The 23,859-nt window shown below is 40.4% G+C and carries 17 protein-coding genes; 8 read left to right on the top strand and 9 right to left on the bottom strand.

The genetic code is table 11. The annotated features are described in order from the left end of the window. Positions 1-76: 76 nt before the first annotated feature. Positions 77-1,771, bottom strand: a complete 1,695-nt coding sequence (locus tag NFU46_RS12905; protein WP_251602349.1) for a cyanophycinase — start codon at positions 1,769-1,771, stop codon at positions 77-79. A gap of 342 nt (positions 1,772-2,113) precedes the next feature. On the opposite strand from NFU46_RS12905, the gene NFU46_RS12910 reads away from it, so the two are divergent. From NFU46_RS12910 to iadA, 3 genes are all read left to right on the top strand, one after another. Then, positions 2,114-5,041, top strand: a complete 2,928-nt coding sequence (locus NFU46_RS12910; RefSeq protein ID WP_251602351.1) for a TonB-dependent receptor domain-containing protein — start codon at positions 2,114-2,116, stop codon at positions 5,039-5,041. A gap of 142 nt (positions 5,042-5,183) precedes the next feature. After that, positions 5,184-6,593 (top strand): putative basic amino acid antiporter YfcC, encoded by a 1,410-nt coding sequence (yfcC, locus tag NFU46_RS12915; protein ID WP_251602353.1) that lies wholly within the window; start codon positions 5,184-5,186, stop codon positions 6,591-6,593. Between the two features lie 11 nt (positions 6,594-6,604). After that, entirely contained in the window at positions 6,605-7,771 is a 1,167-nt protein-coding gene (gene iadA, locus NFU46_RS12920) for a beta-aspartyl-peptidase (RefSeq protein WP_175081457.1), read from the top strand. A gap of 16 nt (positions 7,772-7,787) precedes the next feature. Here iadA and NFU46_RS12925 read toward each other — a convergent pair whose 3' ends face one another. The 4 genes from NFU46_RS12925 to NFU46_RS12940 all read right to left on the bottom strand — a co-directional run bounded on the left by NFU46_RS12925 (position 7,788) and on the right by NFU46_RS12940 (position 12,208). Beyond that, on the bottom strand, positions 7,788-9,074 hold the full coding sequence (locus NFU46_RS12925) for a hemolysin family protein (protein WP_175081458.1): 1,287 nt from the start codon (positions 9,072-9,074) through the stop codon (positions 7,788-7,790). 139 nt (positions 9,075-9,213) lie between these two features. Further along, on the bottom strand, positions 9,214-9,906 hold the full coding sequence (locus NFU46_RS12930) for an ABC transporter substrate-binding protein (RefSeq protein ID WP_251602355.1): 693 nt from the start codon (positions 9,904-9,906) through the stop codon (positions 9,214-9,216). 124 nt (positions 9,907-10,030) lie between these two features. Beyond that, positions 10,031-11,140, bottom strand: a complete 1,110-nt coding sequence (locus NFU46_RS12935; protein ID WP_251602357.1) for an arginase family protein — start codon at positions 11,138-11,140, stop codon at positions 10,031-10,033. Positions 11,141-11,428: 288 nt separating this feature from the next. Next, entirely contained in the window at positions 11,429-12,208 is a 780-nt protein-coding gene (locus NFU46_RS12940) for a DUF2189 domain-containing protein (RefSeq protein ID WP_251602359.1), read from the bottom strand. Positions 12,209-12,353: 145 nt separating this feature from the next. Between NFU46_RS12940 and udp the strand changes: the two genes are divergently transcribed. Next, on the top strand, positions 12,354-13,109 hold the full coding sequence (gene udp / locus NFU46_RS12945; protein WP_058584290.1) for a uridine phosphorylase: 756 nt from the start codon (positions 12,354-12,356) through the stop codon (positions 13,107-13,109). On the opposite strand, the gene cdd is transcribed toward udp, so the two are convergent. Together cdd and NFU46_RS12955 are read right to left on the bottom strand one after the other, a co-directional pair. Next, positions 13,101-14,027, bottom strand: a complete 927-nt coding sequence (gene cdd, locus NFU46_RS12950; protein ID WP_251602361.1) for a cytidine deaminase — start codon at positions 14,025-14,027, stop codon at positions 13,101-13,103. The genes udp and cdd overlap by 9 nt on opposite strands. 165 nt (positions 14,028-14,192) lie before the next feature. Beyond that, positions 14,193-14,561 carry a hypothetical protein gene (locus NFU46_RS12955; protein ID WP_058584288.1) on the bottom strand — a complete coding sequence of 123 codons (369 nt, stop codon included), beginning with the start codon at positions 14,559-14,561 and terminating at the stop codon, positions 14,193-14,195. Positions 14,562-14,899: 338 nt separating this feature from the next. Between NFU46_RS12955 and NFU46_RS12960 the strand changes: the two genes are divergently transcribed. Next, a complete protein-coding gene (locus NFU46_RS12960) occupies positions 14,900-16,939 on the top strand; it encodes an ATP-binding protein (RefSeq protein ID WP_251602363.1) in 2,040 nt (679 codons plus the stop codon). On the opposite strand, the gene ppc is transcribed toward NFU46_RS12960, so the two are convergent. Beyond that, entirely contained in the window at positions 16,936-19,581 is a 2,646-nt protein-coding gene (gene ppc, locus NFU46_RS12965; protein ID WP_062565520.1) for a phosphoenolpyruvate carboxylase, read from the bottom strand. The genes NFU46_RS12960 and ppc overlap by 4 nt on opposite strands. A 424-nt stretch (positions 19,582-20,005) precedes the next feature. Here ppc and NFU46_RS12970 point away from each other — a divergent pair, with 424 nt between their 5' ends. Both NFU46_RS12970 and NFU46_RS12975 read left to right on the top strand, forming a co-directional pair. Then, complete coding sequence (locus tag NFU46_RS12970; RefSeq protein WP_251602365.1) at positions 20,006-20,752, top strand: SDR family oxidoreductase; 747 nt, start codon at positions 20,006-20,008, stop codon at positions 20,750-20,752. A gap of 10 nt (positions 20,753-20,762) precedes the next feature. Continuing rightward, positions 20,763-21,371 (top strand): flavin reductase family protein, encoded by a 609-nt coding sequence (locus NFU46_RS12975; RefSeq protein WP_251602367.1) that lies wholly within the window; start codon positions 20,763-20,765, stop codon positions 21,369-21,371. Positions 21,372-21,386: 15 nt separating this feature from the next. On the opposite strand, the gene NFU46_RS12980 is transcribed toward NFU46_RS12975, so the two are convergent. Beyond that, the gene (locus NFU46_RS12980; RefSeq protein ID WP_251602369.1) at positions 21,387-22,466 is read right to left on the bottom strand and encodes a Xaa-Pro peptidase family protein; all 1,080 of its coding nucleotides are present in this window, start codon (positions 22,464-22,466) and stop codon (positions 21,387-21,389) included. Between the two features lie 129 nt (positions 22,467-22,595). Between NFU46_RS12980 and NFU46_RS12985 the strand changes: the two genes are divergently transcribed. Then, positions 22,596-23,816, top strand: a complete 1,221-nt coding sequence (locus NFU46_RS12985) for a Xaa-Pro peptidase family protein (RefSeq protein ID WP_251602371.1) — start codon at positions 22,596-22,598, stop codon at positions 23,814-23,816. The last annotated feature ends 43 nt before the right edge of the window (positions 23,817-23,859 follow it).

The raw sequence follows: 23,859 nt of genomic DNA on the forward strand, positions 1-23,859 counted from the left end.
ATGGTTTGTTCATTATTAGTCTTACGCTAACTAATAATGAACAAATAATCCACTACTTTTTCAGTACCTTACATCGTTAAAATGTCTTAACTTTAAAGGCTAAGTTTTCTACCGCACAGCCTGTACTACTTGTGTTTACACGGTAATAATGAGTATTGTCAGTGGCATTTAAGTCCAATAAAAACTCATCGTGCTGAGCGACTGCTTGTTGTTCTTGAGTTAAACACATAGCTTGTACAAGCGAACGTAATTTAGCATCTGAAAATATAGTGCCGAAACGCTGCATCGGCAGTGGCGGAATTTTAATACTAGGGAGTGCATTATCAACTGTTCGTTTAGCGAGATTAAAACCATCCTTTGTTACATCAATAACTGCACCAGCAGGCCAATAACTGATTGCTCCGTTGTTTTTAGCGTCAGATTTAACATGCACGACACCGCTTTTACCAATCACCGTCATTAGTGCGGTTTCACCAGCTCGAATTGATACAAGGGCGGTGGTCTCATCAATGCCAAAGCCATGCTGTTGCCCGGTATCTGCCAGTAATCTTGCCAAACGCATTGTTCTGTTGCGCTCGCTAAAGTGTGTATCAAGAACACCATAAGTAAAGCTGCCAAGCCCACTTTGTTTTTCATAGGTAAGACTATCAGCCGAAATCTTATCACCGCATTCATTTTCACAGCGCTCACTCGGCGCAGACACCGCAAACGAGCCTTCTCTCATTGCCGCTAAACTTGTACCATTTGAAATCATCGGCACTGTGCCGTAGGCATTTTTACCACCACTTTGCACCGCTGTACCTGCGCTTGTGCCAACAAGTAATGGTCTTTGTAAAATTGCGTGAGTCCAAGGATATTGCTTACCGTTATCATCAAACAGTACTTTTCTGGTTAAACTCTGATCGCCACCGTTAAACATAATCCCCGTGGCATTTTCAATTAGCTCAACTAAATGATCGACCCCTTTATCACAAAGCGATTTTTCGGCCTTAATTCGATCAGGGTAAATTGTCTCACGATTAAAAACGCCCATAGAGTCAGTGCGTAAAGAATCCAAACTCTCACATTGCTTACTGGTAATCGCTTTTGCTAAGGCGGGGGTTAGAGGTAACCAGCTTGATTCTACACCAGTAAAGTCTAATAGCCCTTCATAAAAGTCAGCTGATTCATATGGGTCTCTGCTTGAAGCCGTTACCGCTAAAATTGTTGGTGATTCTGTGGTTGTTTTTAATGAAGCAGCAACAAAGTCTAAAATATCATTGGCTGCACGTTCGTTATTATCACTTGTACTAACCTGCTCTTTTTGACGGGTAGAATCTGTATTTAATACAGCGACTTCAAGTGAGTCTATGACAAAGTTGTATTCTGAATCAGTGAGTTCGTTTAGTAACTTGTTATCTAAATCACGCCATGCCCATAAAATATCACTTTTAGTGATCACGCCTGACTTTTCACGTGCAATCTGTGCTAATACCTTAAGCGTTTGCTGACGATTTTTTTTATTCTTGGTTGGCCAATTTGTCTTTATTGCAAATAAAGCATCATTATTTAATCGATATTGATTAGTTTGTTTACCACTAATCTGTTTATTAGAAAGACAATTTTTAGGGCTCATACTTGAGCAGGTGGTCAAAGATCCGCCGACTAAGACCAACGTTTGCTGTTGATCATTTGCATAGACTTTGCTGCCAAATGATGCGAAAAACAAACCAAATACCAAAGAAAAAGCTGAAGTTTGATATTTAGTCTTTTGCTCCTTAAGGATGTTCATATTGTTACACTCTTGTAAAAAAATATTAGAAAATTGCTTGCGCAGCTTTTTGTTGCTTGCTATAAAAAAAAGGAACATTTAAAAACGCGAGTAAGCTAGCACTGTATAGCTAGCTTTGTCAAAAGACCTTACGGATTGGAATTATGTTGAAAAACGCATTATCGCTTTGCACATATTTCTACTCACCACACTACCTTTCGGAGTGGTTTGACGAGTAGCCACACCTCACTTCCTGTGAGGGGCTAGTTGTGTCTATAACCCACTGCCCTGTCTAAAAATTATAACAATTATTCAAAACGTCACGGTTTTGCCGTGTGTTTTTTAAGACAAAGGTAAATCAATATGTTTCGTCAGTTACCAATTGCTGTAGCAATCAGTGCTGTGCTGTGCCCAGTACAAACTGTGTATGCTCAAAACGACCAACAATCAGAAAAAATTGAACGAGTAGAAGTAACAGGATCACGAATTAAAGGGGTTGATTTAGAAGGAACCATACCGCTTACAGTGCTTGACCAAGATGCTATCAAGCGCTCAGGAGCGAACACTATTCATGAATTATTAAAAGATTTATCCGTTTTTAAAGGCGGATCCGGTACCTTTTCAACATCAGAAAGTGGTGGTACATCAACCTCAACGCCAGCGGGTCAATCCGCTGCAAGCTTAAGAGGTATGGGCCCCTCAGCCACATTAACACTCATTAATGGCCGCCGTGTTGCACCTAGCTCGTTCGCAGCAGGCACTGAAAACTTTGTTGATGTGAACTCAATTCCACTTGCTGCAATCGAGCGCATTGATATTTTAGCCACTGGCGCATCAGCAATTTATGGTGCTGATGCTGTCGCTGGTGTTATTAACTATATTCTCAAAGATGACTATCAAGGAGCCGAAGTAAACACTTCTTACACCAATAGTTTTGACAGTCATGACGAAGCTAAGAAGCAACTTAACTTAGTCTACGGAACCAATATTGGTGAAAGTAACTTAACGATATTTGCTGATATATACGACCGCAATGCCTTTAAAGCGACAGACAGAAGATATACCGCAACTCCTAATTTAGTGAATGGTTACTCATATTTACCGAAACTTGAGAACTCACCAAACATTTATTACTTCAGTAGCCGAGATGGCAATGAACTACCAGCGCCAAACTGTAAAACCGAGCTTGTCACGACTGAGTATGGTGAGCAAATTTGTGCTTACTATGCTAATCAAGATGATTACCTAGAAACCCCATTTGAAAGCCTTTCAACTGGCTTTATGTTTAACAGCAGCTTAGGTGATTTAGATTGGCATACCGATTTCTTCTATAGCCAAACTAAATCAAAAGCCTATTCATCACCTGCACCAATCAATCAAATAAACGACGATGATGGTCCGTATATCATAGAAGATGCGCTATTCATTTATGATAACGCTGATGGCAGTAACGACCTTATGGACCAGCTTTATATTGATCCATTTACCACTCAAGCAGGACGAGAAGTGTATGGCTTTGCATTTGATGCACGTTTTAATTCACCGCGTACAGTTGAAGTTGAAACTAAAAACTTTCGCTTAGTCAGCAGCCTAGCTGGTTACATTGGGGACTGGAGTTGGGAGTCAGGTGTAACATTTTCTCGTTCTAAGTCAGAGCAAGAAGCGATTGATGGAATTTACAACCGCTACCAATTTCATGCTGCAATCACTGGTGAATTATGCTCTGACGGATCATTAGCTACATACGATGGAACACAGCTCAATTGTGCGCAAGGTCAGTTAATGCCATTCTACAACCCTTTTTTACAGGGTGATGCTAATAATGATGCGGTGCTTGAGCTTGCAAAAGCAAACCCTAGTAGAAGTGGTGAAAGTACAGTTTACGGATGGGATTTAAACTTTAATGGCGACTTATTTACATTTAATGAGTTACCCATTTATGCTGCATTTGGTATTGAGGCTCGCCGAGAAGAGTTAAAAGATATTCCGTCTTTAAACTCTCAAGCGCGTGCTGAAAATGGTTATTTAGTTGATGTTTTTGGTTTTGGCTCGAGCTTATCAGAAGCAGACCGTACGCAATACGCTGCATTTGTAGAGTTGAATATGCCAGTTACTGAGCAGCTAGAACTGCAAGTTGCTGGTCGTTACGATCATTACGATGACTTTGGTGGAACGTTTAACCCTAAAGTGGGTTTAAGCTACCGCCCTTCAGATTCTCTAATTATTAGGAGCTCTTGGTCAACGTCGTTTAGAGCACCTTCATTAACTCAAGCTGGCGTAAAATTACGCACTACCCAATCAAGCTTTGATTGCGGCGCAAATCAGGCAGTTGCAGACTTATACTGTATGGGTGATGGTACAGAAGTCAGTGTTAACAGCCTTGAACTTGGGAATCAAGCACTCAAAGCCGAGGAATCTGAAGCGCTCAGCATTGGCTTTGCATGGAGTCCATCTGTAAATACCAATCTAACTGTCGATTATTGGCATTTTGATCATGAACAGGTCATCGATACCAATATGACTGCCGTGCTAGATAGAGCAATTACGGATGCTTCTCTTCGTCACTGTGGCTTAGTACCACAAGGGCAACAAGGTATTTCGTACGAGCAACAGCTGTGTGAAGTAACCGATAATGCTGGCCTTAATATCGAAAGTGATGGCGCTAATCTTTCAGAGATCCTAACAAACTACATTAGTGAGTTTAATCCGCGCGAAGATGAGCTATTCCTGCCACTTTTTAGAGACCATGTTATTCCACTGGAAAATACTGGCACACAAACCTTAGCGGGAATTGACTTTAAGTTCGATCATCGTTTTCTTTTTGCAAAAGGTAATTTAACACTCGCTTTCGATGGTACACACTATTTAGAGTTTGAGCGAAACAAACCTGGTTCAGATGCAATCGAAAAGTTAATCGGCACTTATCGCTACCCTGAAAATGTAGGCAGATTCTCTATCGATTGGGATGCCGAGAGTTATTACATAAATCTAGGTGCCAATTATACCAGTAGCTATGAGGATGATATTGAAGGGCTTCGTGGCCGTGAAATAGACGAGCTAGCTGAACTTGGTGAGCTTAATGATGAGTTAAAACGCGATGTTGATGACTGGCTAGTATGGGATTTATCAGCCGGATATTTTATCAATGATTCATTATCAATCCGTGCTCGTATCGATAATATCTTCGATAAAGAACCGCCTAAACTATATGGTTCAAGCCGAGGTTTTGATTCTATAAACCATAATGCTTATGGCAGTCGCTATACGTTAAGTTTGAGCTATCGCTTTTAGCAAGGTATGGGCGGCTTAATAGTCGCCCACACTTTTGAGCTTACGTTATCTTAAACTAACGACTCTCAGTATTAATCTTTGTTAGCAAGGGCTACAATACCTTGCTTATCTTATAAACGTCGAAAGACCTTTAAGTGACTTTATGAAAAACAAACAGTTTGCGATGCCTGATGCGAGCATCATTTTGTTGTGCGTCGCAGTTATCGCCTATTTTGCCAGCCTATTTATAACCCCCGGTGTGTTTAATGCCGAAAAAGATAGCCGTAGCGTTGAACTATCACAATATCAAACAGCCTCAGATCATACCCCGCCAGCATTTTTTGCAGAAGGTGGTGAAATTGGCCTAGCTAATGTGTTATTTGAAGGGTTAGTGTCAGGTGATAAGTATGGCGCAGCGATTGGTGTAATGGCGTTTATTTTAATCACTGGCGGTGCGTTTGGGATTATCTTAAAAACCGGTGCAATCAATAACGGCATAATGGCACTGATCAACAAAACACAACATATTGAGTGGGTATTCATTCCTCTCTTGTTCGTGCTTTTCTCTTTAGGGGGTGCGGTTTTCGGCATGGGTGAAGAAGCCATCGCCTTTTGTATTGTGTTATTCCCGATTATGAAACAACTTGGTTATGACGCAAAAGTAACGGTATTAACAACCTATGTTGCTACACAAATTGGCTTTGCTACCTCATGGATGAATCCATTTAGCATTGCCATAGCTCAATCAATTGCTGAAATTCCCGTTTTTTCTGGCGCAGGTTTCAGAATGGTTGCTTGGCTTGTTTTTACTTCATTTGGCCTTGTATTCACCATTCGCTATGCCAATTCTATCAGAGCAACTAAACAACAATCTAACCAACACAAAGACAGTGCAATAAATTTAGATAACGCAGATAAACTAATCTTACTTACTTTTATTGCTGGCATTGTTTGGGTTATTTGGGGCGTGATGGCTCGGCAGTATTATATTCCTGAATTAGCAGCGCAATTCTTTTGCCTAGGTATTGCTTGCGCTGTAATAGCCAGCCTATTCAAAAAACAAACTGCCAATGAAAGCGCAAACGCATTTAAAGAAGGTGCCCAAGAGCTCTTACCTGCAGCGCTTTTGGTTGCTTTGGCAAAAGGCGTTATTTTAATACTTGGCGGTAGCGATTTAACGTCGCCTTCAACCCTTAATACCTTGCTGTATTATAGTGCCACCAGCATCTCAGTTGTGCCCGATTATATTGCTGCTTGGGGCATGCTATTATTTCAAAGTGTATTTAACTTCTTTGTTTCGTCAGGTTCAGGACAAGCAGCCATAACAATGCCGCTAATGTCGCCGCTCGGTGATTTGTTAAATATCTCACGTCAAATTGTGGTGTTGGCATTTCAGTTGGGTGATGGTTTAACGAATATTTTTATTCCTACTTCTGCTAGTCTCATTGGCTGTTTAGGTATTGTTAAATTAGATTGGAGTGAATGGGCACGTTTTATTTGGCGCTTCACTTTGGCTTTGTTTGGCCTTGCCAGTGGTTTTATTTTTCTCGCACACTTTATTAGCTATCAGTAAAAGATTTAATTATGTTAACACTTATAAAAGGCGCAGACGTTTTCGCCCCCTCACCTTTAGGCATTCAAGATGTTCTTATTGCTGGCACAAAAATAGTTGATATACAGCCTGAAATAACTATCGATACCTATCAGGGGATTACCACGGTCGATGGCACTCATTGTATTTTGGCCCCGGGGTTTGTAGATTCACTCGTTCATATAACTGGCGGAGGCGGCGAAGCTGGCTTTGCAAGTAGAACACCAGAAATGAACCTGACTGATGCAACACTGCATGGTACAACAACCGTTATTGCAGCTCTTGGCACTGACTCAAGTAGCCGAACTCATAGTAATTTAATTGCTAAAGCAAAAGAGCTGAAAGAGCTTGGGCTCAACGTTTTTTGTCATTCGGGATCATATCATTTACCTGCGAAAACACTGACAGGCTCAATCACCAGCGACTTAATGTACATAGATGAGTTTATTGGCGTGGGAGAAGTTGCTATATCGGATCATCGTAGCAGCCAACCCACTGTGCAACAACTGGCAGAGCTTGCCGCTGAGGCAAAAGTGGCTGGCATGTTAAGTGGTAAAAAAGGCACTGTCAGCATTCATGTTGGCCCTGTTGACACACATTTATCGTTATTACATGAGGTTGATAAGCTAACCGATATTTCACTGGCACAATTTTACCCAACTCACATGAATCGTAATATCGACTTACTTAATGCTGGGGTTGATTTTTGTAAAGCCGGTGGCACTATCGATTTTACTACAAGTACAACCGAGTATGACCTTGCTCATGGTGAATACTCTGCCGCACACGCACTAGCTTACTGCCTAGAGAATAAAGTCGACCCAACAAAACTAACCATGAGCTCAGATGGCCATGCAAGCCTTCCTATTTTTGACAAAAGCTTTAACCTGCTTGGCCTTGAAGTAGGCAAAGAGTCCACATTGCATAGCTCGTTTGTAGAAGCAGTGCAAAAATACAATGTTTCGATTGAACACGCTTTAATGGCTGTTACATCAAACCCTGCGCAGATACTGGGTATAAATAAAGGTGTAATTAAGCAAAATGCAGATGCCGACCTTGTGTTACTTAATAAAACAACGCTTGCGCCAACAGAATGCTGGTCAAAGGGTGTTCATATGGTAAGCAAAAGCAAAGCACTTGTTAAAAGCACCTTTGAATAAGGCCGCAATCGGCGGCCTAAACAGTATCCGAAATTCGAGTAACAAGTAGTTGCTCGACTTTCACCCCTTCAACATCAACAACCTCAAACTTATAGCCAGCATAGTTTATAAACTCGGCGCGTTTAGGCAGGCGTTTCATGGTGTAGATCAAAAACCCTGCGACTGTTTCGTAATGAGACTGTTCAGGGAACTCTTCAATTTCAAGTACCTTAGCAAGCTCAACCACAGGTGTTAAACCATCGACCAGCCAAGATGAATTATCACGTTGAATAATTAACTCTTCACCCTGGTGGCTAATTAAGTCGCCCATAAATCCTTTCATTAAATCTTTAACAGTGACAATACCTACCATTAGCGCGTACTCATTAACCACTACGGCAAACGGCTCTGCCGCTTTTTTGAAAGTATTTAGCGCCTCTGAAAGACTCAATGTTTCTGGCAGATAAAAAATATCTTGGCTTATTAATTCATTATCGATTTCGGCAGTTTGCCCTTTTAGCACCTTGCGTAGGATATCTTTTGATTCAACCGAGCCAATTAATTTATCTAAACTACCATCACAGACTAAAAAGTGATTATGCGGGTGCTCAATAATTTTGGTTGCAACTTCTTGAGCATCAGCTTTTACATCAAAAAATACAATTTGATCGCGAGGAGTCATCACACTCGATAAAAAACGTGCTTCTAAATCAAATACATTGCCAATTAGCTCATATTCTTGTTGCTGTAAGCTGCCGTATTCTGCCCCTGCATCCATCATCGCAACGATGTCTTCTGTGGTGACAATATCTTCTCGTTCAGCGGGTACTTTAAACGCGCGTAAAACCAAATTAGTTATACCATTAAAGAAAACAACAAAAGGAGTGAGCGCAAAGGTCACCCAGCGCATAATAGACACCACGTTAACTGCAACTGCCTCTGGCATAATCATGGCTAACCGTTTAGGTAATAAGTCAGCAAATAAAATAAACAAAGAGGTAATACTCAAAAACGAAATTAAAAAGCTGATTTGACTCAATAACGGGCCTTGATAAATCATGCCTAAGATTTGTTCTATGTAAGGAGATAATGCTTGCTCACCAACAATACCACCTAAAATGGCAATTGCGTTGAGGGCAATTTGTATCATGGCAAAAAATGCCCCAGGTTGCTCTTGCAAGCTAAGCACTGCTTGGGCTTTTTTGTTGCCTTCGTCCACCATCACTCGTAATTTGATCTTACGAGATGCCGCAATCGCAATTTCGCTCATTGCAAACAATGCACTGATCAAAATTAAAATCATGATAATGAGTAAATCACTCATTGTAGCTCCTAATAATTAAGCGCATTCAGAGTGTTGAATGCAAACAACTTTTTGCTCGTTTAGGCTACATAGAGTTTGGCGAGAATGGGCAAAAAGCAGCTGATTATAGCCACTTTGTAGTAATCAACAAGTGCTATTTTTAATCGTTAGCAGCAAAGCCTTTATTTAATTTTTCAAGAGTCACAGGATTGATATTTTTATTGCAGGCAAAGTATAACTGAGGTGTGCCAACGGGCAGTTTAAATATCGGTTTTAAATCTTCAAGGGTGCTGTCGTTATCGCGCTCATGTTTAAATTGCTCATCACTAAGGATAACTAAATCGATACTTGAGCGTCTGCTTTTCAGTACATCGTAAATGTTGTCAAAACTATCAAGTAAGATCAGCTGATTACGCTCATCAAAGCCGTTTTCTTTTAGGTAAATGTGTGAATAGTTATTTTTTAATACTGCAATTCGGTATTTCTTAGCTTCATCTATGTTAGCTATAGTTACTTCCTCAGGTTTAAACGAATAAAATGACGCCGAAAAGCCACCAATTTTCGCTACCCAAGTAAACTTATCTTCGCGTGTCGGAAGCCTTGCCATAGAAAAGATGCAGGTATTGCTATCACGCAATGCAGCGTTATATGAAATTGACCAAGAATTTACTGACAGCTTATAATCTACGCCACTTTTTTCTAAACCTGATTTAACTTTATCAACCACAGTGCCAGTTAATACGCCATTTTCATCTAGGTATTGAAAATTAGGAAAGTTTTCAGTCACCACAGTGATCGCTGCAAAACAAGGTTGCAGAAAAAGCAGCAATGACAGGGTTAGAATTGTGCGCATGATGAGCGATACCAAATAAATTATAATTATTTTTTATAATAATATAGCTCGAAGTTGCAGATTTTGAAATATTATTTAGTAAAAAGGAATGAGCGGAAACAGGGTGTTTCCGCTCTAGAGTCAATTACTTATTCATTGCATTAATTAAGAATGCTGAGATTTTAGCGCCTTCTCTTAGCGTTGTTTCAGAACTTGTTTGACCAATTAATGAACTGTCCGTAAATGGTGCAATTTCCATCATGTCAGCACCAGTAATTGGGAACTCGTCAGCCAATGCAACTAGAATGTCTAATGCATGCTGAGGTGTTAAACCACCGGCTTCTGGTGTTCCTGTCGCTGAAGCAAAGCTTTCATCAAGTGCATCAATATCAAAGCTCACGTAAAGCTCATCAACATTATCTGCTTTAAGCTGTGCAATTACTTCTTCAGCAACAGCTTTAGCGCCACGTTCGATGATTTCGTGTGCCCAATGTTGTTTAACGCCAAACGTTTCTTCCCAGTGTTGCTTAGGTTTACCACTAGAGCGAATACCAAATTGAATTAAGTTACGTGGAGCTGGTAAGTACTCAAGAATATGTGTACACCACGAACCAAAACATAAATCGATACCTAAACGTTCAACTAATAAGTCTGTATGAGCATCAAAGTGAATGATTGCAGTGCGTTTTCCTGCGTCACGTTTTGCTTTTAAGTAAGCTTTAGTCAGCGGGTAGCTAATTGAATGGTCGCCACCGATACCAAAAATACCCTTATCTGGGTAATTGGCATAAAAGCCATCACAGACATCTTCAGTGATAGACAAAGGCGATACATGATATTCGCTCTTTTCATCAGCATATAACGCTTTTTGACAGTTTGTAATGGTTGCATCGTTAAGGTATTTATCATGAAGTAAATGTGGGATCACACGAACATCGCCTAAATCAAAGGCGCGCGCTTGTGGTTGTTGATCAATCAAGGTAGAGCGTAAAAATAGTGGGCCCCAGTTTGCACCACGTAAAATACCACCGCCACAATCAGAGCTAATACCTAAAATTACCGCTTTGTGTTCAGACTCTGCTAGTGTTTCAAGTGACTCTTTCCATAGCACATCAACATTGTCTGTTTGGCCGTATAATTTAGTACGCAGCGCGTCTTTACGTTCTTTTGCTGTATTAACTGTAAATACGCCATCGCCAGGAGGACAAAGACACTGACTTAGTTTTTCTTGGAAGGCTTTTTGTGTGTTACTCATCTCTACTCCGCTGATCTTTATCTGCATATTCATGCGTAATTAAAAAGTTACGCAATTAAGTTTGTGTATAGTCTGGATTTTTGAGACTCAACAATCACTTGCTCAACCAAACCTATAACTCACTGATATTAAATGGTTATAATTTTAATGCAGATGAATTTAAACTGCTCTAGTCAAATAAGAGCGCTGTATTTTGGCAGGTATAACATGCGCGAAAAGAAAGTCAAATTTTGCGGCAACCTAGGTGATTGCCGCTATAGATTTATATTCAAACGAAGTGAATACTCATTATTCATAGCCTCTTGGCTTCTTGGTTTTGATTACTGCAATGTAAGCATGCCAACTGGCATAGCTCAATAAAGGCATAATAACGATAAACCCAGCAGTGCCTGTAATAAAGCCGACAAACACTAAACACAAGATCAAGCCAGCCCAAACAACCATAGCACCAAAATTGGTTTTAACCGCGTTCATCGAAGAAATTACCGCAGTCATAATATCAACACGGCGTTCCATCATAATTTGCGGGGTAAATGCTGAAATCGCAAATACAGTGACCAGTAAAATACCACCAACAATACTACCTAGCGTTAAAAACGCAGATAACTGCTCAAAACTCGGGTTAACAACGTTCGGGTACAATGCATGAATAAGTGCAGCTAAGCGCATCCAAACAATCATAATTACCATTAATAACACCGCAAAGCCCCATTCACCTGCTGGGTTTCTAAACATCGATTTAAGGCTGTGCATTAAAGTGGGTTTGTGGCCTTTTTCAAGCTCCCATGCAACATCGTAAAGTCCGGAAGCAAAAGCAGGGCCAATTAATGCAAAGCCAACGACTGCAGGCAATATAACTAAGTGCGTATCAAACTGATAAACAAAATACATGATAGTCGCAGGTATCAAGGTAAATACTAATCCGTAGACTAGACTCAGTATGGGCGCATTAGCGATATCTTTAAATGCAAGTGCTAACCAATGAAAAGGCGCACCAATTGAAATTTTCGAGCTTTCTAAACAGCGTGCAAACTCATGGTGTTTACTCATAGAAGATGAAGCAGGCATAATATATCCTCTTTTATCGTTACTTCTTTAGGTTTAGGTTATCTGTGCAATTCTTGCAACATTGGTGATCTAATAGGACATCTGTCCTGTACTTTAAACACATATGATTAAAGTATTACGCTTTAGACAAAAATAAGGTTTAATAATGGAAAAGGTATTTCACTTAGGGCTTACTCGTCAGGACTTAAACGGCGCAACCCTTGCGATTGTCCCTGGCGATCCTGACCGCTCAGCACGCATTTCAACACTTCTCGATAACCCTGAATGCTTAGCGAAGACCCGTGAATTTCATGTATACCGAGGTGAGCTAAACGGGCACAGCGTTGTAGTTTGTTCTACCGGTATTGGCGGCCCATCTACATCAATTGCTGTTGAAGAGCTTGCTCAGCTAGGTATTGATACCTTTTTGCGTATTGGCACGACCGGTGCAATTCAGCCACACATTAACGAAGGCGACATTTTAATTAGCCAAGCTTCAGTTCGTTTAGATGGTGCTAGCCAGCATTTCGCTCCACTAAGCTACCCTGCTGTGTCTGACTTCTTTGCAACACAAGCGATGGTAAATGCATGTGATAAGCTAGGAATTAATTTCCACATTGGTATTACTGCATCGAGTGATACTTTCTACCCGGGTCAAGAACGTTACGATACTTATTCTGGCTATGTTCCTCGCTCATTCCAAGGCAGCTGTGAAGAGTGGCAAAAACTAGGCGTGATGAATTATGAAATGGAATCAGCAACACTATTTACTATGTGTGCTGCCCTTGGCTTACGCGCAGCCTGTGTTGCAGGGGTATTAGTAAATCGTACTAAACAAGAAATTCCGAATGTTGACCACGGCGAGATTGAGAAAAAATCAGTCGCCGTCGTCATTGAAGCTGCAAAACTGTTGCTAAACTAGTTTAGCAACACAGTGCTCAAATGCTGGTGGGTTTGCAAAGCTTGCCAGCACACTTTTAGCCACCTCATATTGATTTTCTGCCCCTTGTGTTTCTAACAAGGTGATTGACTTAACTGTTTTATCATCAAAGGTTAAGCCCGCAAGATAAAACTGACTCAATGCACTTTGTAATGGCGAAAGGCTTGGGCTATAGGCTGCATTTTCAGCATAACTTCCGTAAAAGTCACCTTCATCAAAAGTCGTTAATTTAACCGCACTAAAGTTACCTGTGTAAGGCACGTATGCATTGAGTGCAAATTGAATAAGTTTAGCATCATCAATCGAAAGATCAGTAAACTGTTTATCGCTTTGCTTATTAGAAAATAAACAGGCTTCATTGCCTAGGTCTTTCGGGCCAAATGAATAAGGTAATAACTCATGTAGATTAAAGTCACGTTCTGGCAATAAAATCTCAAGTGAGTCTGCGGTGCTCAATTCATTCATAAATTGACGGCAGTAACCGCAAGGTGCATCGCTAATAGAAATTTTTAACACTGCTTGCGCGCCATTAAGCCATGCATTATTAATGGCTGATTGCTCAGCATGAACGACCAAACTCAATGCTTGATGAGAAAACTCAACATTTGCGCCAAAATAGAAATTTGTCTCGCCTTGCTTGTTTAACCCTACAGCAATAGCGCCAACATAGAATTTAGAAATAGGCGCGACAGAAAATAAACTTGCGACGGGTACACAGGCTTTTAGTAACTCAAGTTGGCTAACTTGAAACTGCTGACAAAGAGAAGAAATATCAGATTGAGATAAGATGCCACGTTGCTGTTTAAGCTGGGCAAAAAGAGAATTTTTTTGTTGATCATTGAAGCTAAACGGCTCTGAATTTTGAGCTAGTTTGCTTGCATCTATCCTAGTTGCTGTCATAACAAATTATAATTATTAATTGGCTAAACAGTTTAAAAGTTTACGTAATGAATTGCTAGGTTTTGGCGGTAAACATCAAGGTAAATCGCACAATAAAAGCTAAAAATTAGCGGTATTTGTAAGCCCAGATATACACAACAAAATAGCGATGACTAGCTCGACCAATTATTGACGAACCAGCCAATTTTTTGCTTTGTTAAAACATTCAAAGTTTTCAGCTTGTAAGTTATAGCGCTTTGCTTTTTGCATAAATAAGTCGTGCATAAATCCATCAAAACTTACAACAATTGCTACAACAGCTTCTTTCAAAGAGTTCGCCACTTCCGGCATGATGGTGAATAAATCAGCAGGTGCGAAATTGTGCGTCATCTCAGACACATCAACGAGTATTTTCTCTGACCCATGTAATTCTGAATATTGTTGGGCAATTTGGTAAAAATTTATCACATCCTGTGCACTAGCAGTCCCTCTTAACGTCATCATCACGAGTGACGTCGATGCATCATAAGTAATGCAAGTAGACACGTTTGGCATAAGTTACTCTAAAAAAAGCGTGGGGGTTGATTTGGCTTAACGGTAGCTGAATCAAAAAGCTGGGCTATTTTATTAATATCGCCTCTCTAGTCAATACCTAGCAATAAAATAGGTATGACCAGTTGTGAAATTCAGATTTTAGGATTAGATCTAATTTAAAGAGTTGTTATGCAAATTCATATCTTATTTACTTTAAACACGAGTATGAATTTTCCTTTCATAGAATCAGCTTTTTCAGATAAACCTATATTTAGTTAAAATTTATAATATTTAGCGTTATTTAGACAGCAAAATGGGTGAGCGTTTTTTATGCTCATTTTTAAATGGATTGGTGTGTCATGAAAGCGCGATTGGATATATTATTTGGCTTTATCTTGTTGATTTTATTAGTTTCAACAACACTTAAAGCGATGCCCATTAAAGAGTTTGAAAAGCTTAGAACCTCAATAAGACAAAGTTACGCCAGTTCACCTCAAGAAGGACTTGAGTTTGTCAATGCGCTAATTGAAACAACCGAACTAACACTAGAACAAAAGATTATAGTCACTAATTATAAAGCTTGGTTTTTGCTTGAGACTGACAAGCTTGAACAAGCCATGGAAACCATTGTTAAGTACATGAATATGGTTTCACAATCTGATGAAAAAGACCTCATGTATGGCTATTTCAATATTTCTGGTGGGATTTATGCGCGATTAGGTCTATATGAAGAAGCCTTAGCATACTATCGCGATGCCATGCCATTTGCACAATCTCGAGATGAGCGTTTAATTTATCAAACCGAAAATAATATCGCTTTGGTAAAGCTACGTTTAAACCGTTATAAAGAAGCTGCCGACTCGTTCAGTTACTATCGAGATTATGCCCACAGAAAAAATCAAACTCTCAACGAATCATTTGCAAGTAATAATTTAGCGCTAGCTTTAATTGGGCTAAAACAGTATCCACAAGCACTCAAGGTTATCAATGAAGCGATTGGGCTGCAAAGCCAACACAACTACACCACTCACCTTGCTTCAAGCCTTGTTCTAAAAGCCAAAGTATTACGTTTTCAAGGTTTTTTAGAAGACTCAGAAAAGGTACTCAACGAGGCTTCAACACTCATTGAAAATAAACAGCTTGAGAATGAGCAACTTAATATTATTTTATGTTTAGCAGAAACGTATGAAGCACAAGGACACACTGACAAAGCACTCAATACACTTGCATCCGTTGATACACACACTGTTAGCCATACTAATTTTGAAGCCCTGTTATCGATTACCAAATTAACTGCAGAGCTTTACGAGCAACAAAAAAATTATGTAAATGCACTCAGCGCTTATAAACAATATTCGTACATTAACGCCGCTATTTTAACCAGACAAGCCAAAGTGAATTTAGCAAAAGCACTTGCAGAAGCCGATGTTGCCGCAAAAGAAGTAAGAATTTCTAACCTGACTCGTGCAGAACAAATAAAAGCCACTAAAGCGAATTCATTTAAAGATCTCACGATTGTAGTAAGCATTTGTTTAGTCGTTATTTTATTTGGCTCATTTATCGCAATCAACAGCATAGACAAACAAAAACAAAAATTAGCTAAAGCATTAGAGCAGTTAAAAGATACGCAAGATCATCTGATTGAAATCGAAAAAATAGCCTCTTTAACAGCACTGGTATCTGGTATGGCGCATCAACTTAATACCCCTATTGGCACAATAGTGACCGCAAGTTCATTAATCGATGATTACATGGAAGGTTTAGAAGAAAAATTTAAAGCCCGAGAGCTCTCTAGCAAGCATTTTCATAAGTTCATCACTGATACAAATAGCGCTAAAGAGCTGGTGATCAGTAGTATTAATCGACTTGCCGGCATCGTAGAAGAATTTAAAGCGCTCAATGTGTCGATACACCTTGATAAACCGATGAGCAAAATACAGCTGCCAAGCTTTATTGGTCATCGTTTATGCCCTTTGAGCAAACATCTTGGTAAACAAATTGAGTTTAAAATTCATGGTGATGAGGCAGTTATTACGTCATATCCAACTATCTTAAGTGATGTATTAAAAACCTTGGTTATAAATTCCTGCGAGCATGGCTTTGTTAATTCTGATCAAGGTGTTGTCGAAGTAATAGTTAAAGCCTATACACATGTGGTTGAAATTACCTATCAAGATAACGGTGTCGGTATCAATGATGAGATCCTACATGAAATATTTACGCCATTTTATACAACAAATCTAGGTGGAAACCATCTAGGGCTTGGCTTAAACGTAGTATTTAATGCGGTAAAATATAATCTTAGAGGGAAAATAAGCGCCGAGTCATGTAAACACGGCGCACGATTTGTTATTAGCCTACCAATCGATGCTCGATTGGTTGATGACACTAGCTATTAACCGGTATTACGCATACCTGCAGCGATACCTGTCATAGTGATCATCAAGGCATTATCAATATCGCCTTCAGAGCCCTCGTCAGCTTCGCGTGAACGACGCAGTAACTCGACTTGTAATAAGTTAAGTGGATCTGTGTACGGGTTACGAAGTGCGATTGACTCTTTGATCCAAGGTTGGTCTGCAAGCAGGCTCTTTTGTGGGCTAAGCGATTGCACAAGCTCAATAGCTTCGCTCAATTCTTGACGTAGCTTCACGCCTAATGGCTTATATTGCTCAGTTACTAATGCATCATCGTAATGCGCACTTAACCATGTATCTGCTTTACTAAATACCATTTCTAGCATCTCTAAACGAGCACGGAAGAATGGCCATTTTAAGCTCATTTCATGAAGTGTCTCGATGCCATACTTATCTAAAGCAGCTTTAAGGCCTGTTAATGCACCCAACCAAGCTGGAAGCATTAAACGGTTTTGGCTCCATGCAAAAATCCATGGAATAGCACGAAGGCTTTCTACTCCACCGTTTGGGTTACGCTTCGCAGGGCGAGAACCAAGTGGCAGTTTAGAAAGCTCTTGCTCTGGGGTTGCCATTCTAAAATAAGGCACAAAGTTTTCATCATGGCGCACAACTTGACGGTAATGCTCACAAGAATCTGCACTAATAAGCTCCATAACATCACGCCATTCGCTCTTAGGCTCTGGCGGTGGCAGCAGGTTACTTTCAAGAACAGCACCGGCATAAATATTTAAGCTTTGTAGCGCTACAGCAGGTAAACCAAACTTAAAACGGATCATTTCACCCTGCTCTGTTACACGCAGGCCACCTTTTAATGAACCTGGAGGCTGTGAGCGAAGAGCTTGGGCAGCTGGCGCGCCACCGCGACCAACAGTACCACCACGGCCGTGGAATAAAATAAGTTCAATACCGCGATTTTCGGCTAATTGAACCAGCTTATCCATAGCTTCATATTGTGCCCAACCGGCAGCCATCATACCTGCATCTTTTGCTGAGTCAGAGTAGCCGATCATGACATTTTGTTGGTTTTGAATATGACCACGGTACCAAGTGTTATCAAGTAAACATTCGATAACCTCTTTACCATTATTTAAGTCGTCTAACGTTTCAAATAATGGCGCAACTGGTAAGTTAAACTTACAACCACTTTCTTTAAGCAGTAACTGTACTGCCAGCACATCAGATGCTGTACGTGCCATCGAGATAATATACAAGCCAAATGTTTGAGCATCTTGCGCTGCGATTACATCGAATGTATCTAGCACCTCTTGTACTTCTGGGCTTGGTTGCCAATGTTTTGGAATTAGCGGACGTCGAGAGTTTAGCTCAGCAAGTAAAAACGCTTGCTTGTCTTCTTCTTGCCATTGATGGTAATCACCTAAACCTAAATAACGTGTTAGCTCCGAGAAAACATCACCATGACGCGATGAATCCTGACGTACATCAAGTTTTGCAAGGCGCAGACCAAAGCTGTTAATGCGGCGCAGAACATCAAGCAGCAAGCCATCGGCAACTACTTTCATGTTGGTCTTAATAAGCGAGCGATAACACACTTCGATTGGGTGCTTAATTTGCGCGATATCGGTAATTAAATCTTCAGAATCAGTGCGCTTTTTCTTTATTTTAGCGCCCAAATGCGTCACCGTTTCAGCAATTTGATTCTTTAATTTTTTAAGTACCGCACGATAAGGTTCAAAGTCTTGGCCGGCAAGCTCAATAAGCTCATCACTTGCATCCGACATAGATAGCTCATTGCTTAGCGTTTCGATATCGCGGGAATACAAATCAAGTGCCATCCAGCGGCCATGATCAAGTACTTGCTGTGTGACTTCAGCAGTTACAAACGGGTTACCATCACGGTCGCCTCCCATCCAAGAAGTAAATTCAATTGGGCTGAAATCAATAGGTAGCTCTAGATCAAGCTCTGCTTTTACGTCTTCGCCAAACTCACGTAAGAAACGCGGAACAGCGTGCCATAAGCTATTTTCAATAACCGCAAAACCCCATTTAGCTTCATCAATTGGCGTTGGGCGTGAACGACGAATATCGTCGGTATGCCACGCTTGGCTAATAAGTTGGGCAATACGATTTAATAAATCTGCACGTTCACTAGGTAGGTTATCTTTACGCTCTAAAGAGGCAAGACAATCACTTAATTCAACGTGTTTATTAATCATTGTACGGCGTGTCACCTCAGTTGGGTGAGCCGTCAGTACTAAATTGATGTGGAGTTTTGAGAGTGTTTGTGCCAAGTGATTAGGATCAACTTGACCTTGCTTTGATGCTGTTGCTAACGCTTTTAATGTTTGAGTGAGAGGGTTTAGTTGGCAAAAACCAACATCATTAAAGCGAGATACGGTATGAAATTGTTCAGCAACATTAGCAAGATTCAAAAAATGATTAAATGAGCGTGCAACCGGTAATAGTTCTTCATCTGTGAGAGCGTGTAGTACTTCGATAAGCGCTTGTCTGTCGGCTTCGTTACCACTACGTGACGATTTAGATAAAGCGCGAATCTCTTCTACCTTATCTAAAATGGCTTGTCCTTGTGCATCTTTAATGGTTTGACCCAGCATTTGTCCAAGCATACTAACATTACCGCGAAGTGCAGCGTATTGTTCACTCATTCTCATACTCCTTTCTTTAACTAAGTTGAAAGTACTTACTGCACAGTATTTAGCCAAGCACGAACGCAGCTAAATACTGATCCCTTTTATTAATATCATTGTCAGCGTTAATTTAATAGATCGAATTTTCTAACATACTCGTAAAAAAGAATAACCAATCTATAAACATAAAAGTGTAATAAATACGCAGCTTAGTCAGCTGCAAAGCGTTAAAGCCAGCTCAATTGGTAAAATGGACTTACCAATTTAAAAGGTAAAATCCCCGTAAATTAAGGCATCCTTAATGTTTGCATGGTCAAATCTTTACCCGCCTTTTTTTATGTGTTTGTAGGGTTAGATCAAGACAAACAGAGCTACTATCATTTTATTAGTTGGTGATATTTTGAGCGAAAAAATTTTCAAATATTTTTAGAACAGGTCAAAAATGCAACTCTATATTTTGTGCGGTGCAAGCAGTGAAATTGCAAATGCTTATTTCACTACTCTTCATAAACAAATAAACACGGGTCATATCGTAACCATCAGTCGAGGTGAATTTAAGGCAAGTTTTAATGAATCTGTAAGCAATGAGATAAGCCACCAGCATTTTATTACTGACTACTCAGAGCAAAGCTTAAGTGGTATTGCGAAAGAACTTGCCGGTGGCCAATATGATTTGGCCCAGTTGATGATATTTAACGGCCTATTGCATGATCCAAATAATGCGCCTGAACGTAAACTTGAACAAATATCTGAGCAGCACTTTATAAATAGCATGATGACAAATGCTCTACTACCAATTCGCTGTGTGACATTATTCTCATCGCTTTTAAAGCCACAAGTTTCAACCGTGGTGTGTGCCCTTAGTGCACGTGTTGGTAGCATTCATGATAACAAGTTAGGCGGTTGGTATAGCTATCGGGCATCGAAGGCGGCATTAAATATGTTATTTAAATCTGCAGCAATTGAACTTAGCAGACGCCATAAAAAATGCCACTGCGTGTTATTTCACCCAGGTACTACTGATACGCCATTATCAAAACCTTTTCAGGCAAATGTGCCCAAAGGAAAGCTATTTACCCCTGAGTTTGTAGCCGAGCAATTGTATTCATTGATAAGTGATGCTGACTATTTACAACAATCACAAAATCCTGCCTACTTTGACTGGCAAGGAAAACCCATAGACTGGTAACAGGAAATTTATGCATTTAACAAAACAAGCCATTGCTGATTTAGAAAACCGCTATCGCGCTCATTTAATTAATAGTTTGTCGGGGTTTAAAAGTGCCAACTTAGTCGGCACTCAAGATAGCAACGGCCAAACTAACTTAGCGATTGTAAGTTCAGTATTTCATCTTGGGGCACATCCCCCTTTAGTGGGTATGATAATTAGGCCTCATTCAGTGCCTCGCCATACCCTAGAGAACTTATTAACCACTAAGCAGTACACAATTAACCATGTGAACAAAGACATTTATAGCAAAGCACATCAAACATCGGCACGCTACGACAAGGACGAGTCTGAATTTGATGCAACAGGGCTCAGCACTGAATACCTAAATGACTTTACAGCGCCTTTTGTTAAAGAAAGTAAGCTTAAATATGCGCTTGAGCTCAGAGAACACCACCACCTTGCCATCAATGGCACTGAGCTGATCATAGGTGAAATAACCGATATTTACTTAGATGAGGCTTGCTTGCAAGAAGATGGCTTTGTTGATATTGAAGCCATTGACACAGTCGCCGTGAGCGGGCTAGATAGTTACCATGTAACTGAACGTTTAGCCCGCTTAGCGTATGCTAAAAAATAACTTTTAATTTAAGCACTAGATTATAAATGGCTTAGGCGCATGGGTTAACACCTCAAAGCCAGATTCGGTGACAACTATGTCATCTTCTAGGCGCACACCACCGTAGCCTGGTATATAAATGCCAGGCTCAATAGTGATCACATTACCAACTTCAAGGTTGTAGTCTGTCAATGTGTTAATAAATGGCACTTCATGTAAAAATAGCCCTAAACCATGGCCCAGGCCTTTACCTGCGTACTCACCAAAGCCCGCCTCAGCAATTACCTTGTTTGACATGGCATTTAAATCTAAACAATTAACGCCTGGTTTAACCATTTCAAGTGCCGCATTTTGTGCATCGAGTACAGTATTATAAATACGGGTTTGTTTTTCTGACGCTTCGCCAATGATGTAGCTGCGAGTCATATCAGAGCGATAGCCATTTACAACCGCACCAAAATCAAGGGTTACAAAGTCACCTTGCTTTAAAACCTGATCTGACGGGTTACCGTGCGGCAAGGCTGAGCGCTCTGCAAATAGCATAATTGTGGCAAACGACATACCTTCTGAACCTAGCTTTTGCATTCTAAATTCAAGCTCTAAGGCAAGGTCACGCTCAGTTACACCCGGTTTAAAATAAGGTAGCGTTTGTGCTAATGCTTCATCAGCGATGGCTGCAGCAGCTTTGATTTGCGCAACTTCCCAGTTGTCTTTAACGCGTCTAAGTTTTTCAATTAAGCCGTTTACCGCTGTTAAAGTGTGGCCGGTTAGTTCATCTGCCACACCTTGCCAAATTGCTACCGTGACATAGCTTGCATCAAATGCGACATGGCTGTTTGGGTTAAGGTGCCTGTTTATACAATGGCCAAGAGTTTCGTTGTCTCTATCTCGACAAACAATTTCAAATCCTGTTGTTTCTGCAATTGCACGTTGATGGTAACGGTAATCAGTGATCAACACACACGCATTTTGACTAATTAATGCATAAGCAGCATTACCGCTAAAACCACATAAGTAACGAATATTTTCATGACCAAGTACTAACATGGCGCTGTAACCGTGTTGCTCTAGCAAGGCTTTAAATTCAGCTTGTCTTTTTAAGTAATTAACTTGCATTGTCGCTCCTTATTTTTTGCGCATGCTAACAGTTATAGCCATAAATACGAATATTATGCGATTAGTCGCAGTGAGTTTGCATCAACTGTTTACTCAAGCCACAATGCACAAAAAACCAAGGAGTACACAATGACAACATATGGTATTGGCACACAAACGCCAGAGCAGGCGCTTGACTCTTTGTCAGATATGACAACAGATTTAACCCCTATTCAAAATGACGAATTTCATGCGCGTATCGCAAAAGCACAAGCGTATATGCAAGCAAACAATATTGATGCAATTTACTTAAATGCAGGCACTAACCTAGCCTACTTTACAGGGATGCGTTGGTACGCAAGTGAGCGTTTAGTTGGCGCTATTTTACCTGCTAAAGGTGATGTGCAATACATAGCGCCGTTTTTTGAAATCGGCAGCTTAAACGATTTTATGGTGATTGATGGCCCAATTCGTGGCTGGCAAGAGCACGAAAACCCTTATCAACTTTGTGTAGATGTTCTTACAGAAATGGGCATTAGCAAAAATGGCACCCTTGGTATTGATGAAAGCGCACAGTTTTTCATCTACGACGGTATTAATAAAGCTAACGGCAATTACAACATTGTTAACGCACAGTGCGTAACAGCTCACTGCCGCATGCATAAATCAGCCAGCGAACTTGCCTTAATGCAACGTGCTATGGACATGACTTTAGAAGTACACAAAGCAACGGCAAGTATGCTTTATGAAGGTATTACCACCACTGAAGTTGAAGCCTTTATTAAAAAAGCGCACCAAAAAGTCGGCGCACCGGGTAACTATTTTTGTATTGTGTTATTTGGTGTTGCGTCGTCTTTCCCGCATGGCGTTAAAAACCCGCAAACCCTTAAAAAAGGTGATGTGGTACTGATTGATACTGGCTGTAAAGTACATGATTACCTCTCTGACATTACCCGTACTTATGTATTTGGTGAAGCAACCGATCGCCAACGTACGTTTTGGCAACACGAGAAAAATGCCCAACTTGCTGCTTTTGCTGCCGCAAAAAATGGTGAGCCATGTGGCAAAGTAGACGATGCTGCAAGGCAGTACCTAGCCGAAAATGGCATGGGTCCAGAGTATCAAACACCAGGCTGTCCACACAGAACAGGCCATGGCATTGGTTTAGATATTCATGAATGGCCATACCTAATTGGTGGTAACCCTACCCCACTCGCACCAGGTATGTGTTTTAGTAACGAACCCATGTTAGTAATACCGGATGAGTTTGGTATTCGCTTAGAAGATCATTTTTATATGACAGACGAAGGTCCGCGCTGGTTTACCGAGCCTGCTCACAGCATTGATGACCCATTTGGGTTAGCTAAATAAAATTCAAATAAACTTTATAAGGCCAGTTTTCTGGCCTTTTTTG

Source organism: Pseudoalteromonas sp. NCCP-2140, assembly GCF_023708065.1.
Taxonomy (GTDB): domain Bacteria; phylum Pseudomonadota; class Gammaproteobacteria; order Enterobacterales; family Alteromonadaceae; genus Pseudoalteromonas.

Bases quoted from the DNA above. Each gene is read 5' to 3' on its own strand.
- NFU46_RS12975 (WP_251602367.1), top strand. From the start codon at position 20,763: ATGCATTTAACAAAACAAGCCATTGCTGATTTAGAAAACCGCTATCGC.
- NFU46_RS12960 (WP_251602363.1), top strand. From the start codon at position 14,900: ATGAAAGCGCGATTGGATATATTATTTGGCTTTATCTTGTTGATTTTA.
- ppc (WP_062565520.1), bottom strand. From the start codon at position 19,581: ATGAGTGAACAATACGCTGCACTTCGCGGTAATGTTAGTATGCTTGGA.
- NFU46_RS12980 (WP_251602369.1), bottom strand. From the start codon at position 22,466: ATGCAAGTTAATTACTTAAAAAGACAAGCTGAATTTAAAGCCTTGCTA.
- NFU46_RS12955 (WP_058584288.1), bottom strand. From the start codon at position 14,561: ATGCCAAACGTGTCTACTTGCATTACTTATGATGCATCGACGTCACTC.
- NFU46_RS12985 (WP_251602371.1), top strand. From the start codon at position 22,596: ATGACAACATATGGTATTGGCACACAAACGCCAGAGCAGGCGCTTGAC.
- cdd (WP_251602361.1), bottom strand. From the start codon at position 14,027: ATGACAGCAACTAGGATAGATGCAAGCAAACTAGCTCAAAATTCAGAG.
- NFU46_RS12925 (WP_175081458.1), bottom strand. From the start codon at position 9,074: ATGAGTGATTTACTCATTATCATGATTTTAATTTTGATCAGTGCATTG.
- NFU46_RS12940 (WP_251602359.1), bottom strand. From the start codon at position 12,208: ATGCCTGCTTCATCTTCTATGAGTAAACACCATGAGTTTGCACGCTGT.
- NFU46_RS12905 (WP_251602349.1), bottom strand. From the start codon at position 1,771: ATGAACATCCTTAAGGAGCAAAAGACTAAATATCAAACTTCAGCTTTT.
- yfcC (WP_251602353.1), top strand. From the start codon at position 5,184: ATGAAAAACAAACAGTTTGCGATGCCTGATGCGAGCATCATTTTGTTG.
- NFU46_RS12935 (WP_251602357.1), bottom strand. From the start codon at position 11,140: ATGAGTAACACACAAAAAGCCTTCCAAGAAAAACTAAGTCAGTGTCTT.
- udp (WP_058584290.1), top strand. From the start codon at position 12,354: ATGGAAAAGGTATTTCACTTAGGGCTTACTCGTCAGGACTTAAACGGC.
- NFU46_RS12970 (WP_251602365.1), top strand. From the start codon at position 20,006: ATGCAACTCTATATTTTGTGCGGTGCAAGCAGTGAAATTGCAAATGCT.
- iadA (WP_175081457.1), top strand. From the start codon at position 6,605: ATGTTAACACTTATAAAAGGCGCAGACGTTTTCGCCCCCTCACCTTTA.
- NFU46_RS12930 (WP_251602355.1), bottom strand. From the start codon at position 9,906: ATGCGCACAATTCTAACCCTGTCATTGCTGCTTTTTCTGCAACCTTGT.
- NFU46_RS12910 (WP_251602351.1), top strand. From the start codon at position 2,114: ATGTTTCGTCAGTTACCAATTGCTGTAGCAATCAGTGCTGTGCTGTGC.